Below are 1,062 nucleotides of genomic sequence, written 5' to 3'. Positions count from 1 at the left end.
GTAAAGGTCTTGATACTGCTGAAGGTGTGGTTTGAGAGTGAGTGTGTCTGTAGGGTTTTGGTGAATACTGTAGTTGACAATGAACTGATCTGAGGTGCTGATCTGGAGGTTATAGCCTGGTTTGAGCGGACCATTGAGCATGTGATCCTCTTTCATTCTCATGAAAGTGGCTCCAGGGTCTGTTTTAGAGTAGCTATTCCTGTTTTTACCCATGATGGCTTCCTTTTCAGCATACTCTTCTAGCTTAGCTGTCCAGTTCTTTTTAGCATAGTTGAGCTTTTGTTTGACTTTCTTACTGACAGGCTTGTCTTCCAGTGCTTTGTCTATCCTCTCTATAGTCTGACTGACTTTTTCCTTGTTTATCTCCTTAAAATCAGGCTTTTCTTCACTGGACAACTCCTCTTCTGCCAGCTTCTGTGTGTAATCCCAAAGCTCATCTAGCTGTTTAGCTATGCGTTCTTTGCTTGTTTGAATAGCTCGTCCCCAGACAAAAGTGTACTTATTAGCGTTGGCTTCTATCTTAGTACCATCAGTGTAGATGTTTTTGATACTCACCAGTCCCTCTTCGACAAGCAGTTCTACAACCTGACCGAATACTTGCCTCAAGGCATCTTTAAGTCGCTCACTTCTGAATCGGGCAATTGTATTATGATCTGGACGATTCATGGCTGCAAGCCACATCATATGGATATTCTCTTTTAAAGCAGCTTCCAGTTTCCTAGACGAATAAACGTTGGTCAGATATCCATAAACGAGCACTTTTAGTAACATCCTGGGATGGTATACCGAAGTTCCTCCAGGCTTATACTGCTTCAATAAAGGTTCTACACTGATTTGATCGATTACAGCATTAACCACCCGTACAGGATGATTTTCCTCTATCAACTCCTCCAGAGATGGAGGAAGTAGCATCACTTGACTGGGATTGTAATCTTTAAAGACTAGATTTGAATTACGCACAAGACTAAGTTAATTCTTAGTCACAAAAAAGCCGAGAACTTAATTGTGCTCGGCTTTCTTTTTATAAAAAAGAGACTGCCCTTTTGAGACAGCCTCTTTTTT

General features: G+C 41.2%; 1 protein-coding gene. It reads right to left on the bottom strand.

All coding sequences use genetic code 11. The annotated features are described in order from the left end of the window. Positions 1 to 960, bottom strand: a 960-nt coding sequence (locus tag NXS00_RS26855; protein WP_258102389.1) for an IS1182 family transposase, incomplete at its 3' end; no start/stop codon positions are given. Positions 961 to 1,062: the final 102 nt, after the last annotated feature.

The organism is Marinoscillum pacificum, assembly GCF_024714495.1.
Classification (GTDB): Bacteria; Bacteroidota; Bacteroidia; order Cytophagales; family Cyclobacteriaceae; genus Marinoscillum; species Marinoscillum pacificum.
The sequence above is the reverse complement of the archived record's forward strand: the minus strand, read 5'-3'. Positions and strand labels throughout refer to the sequence as shown.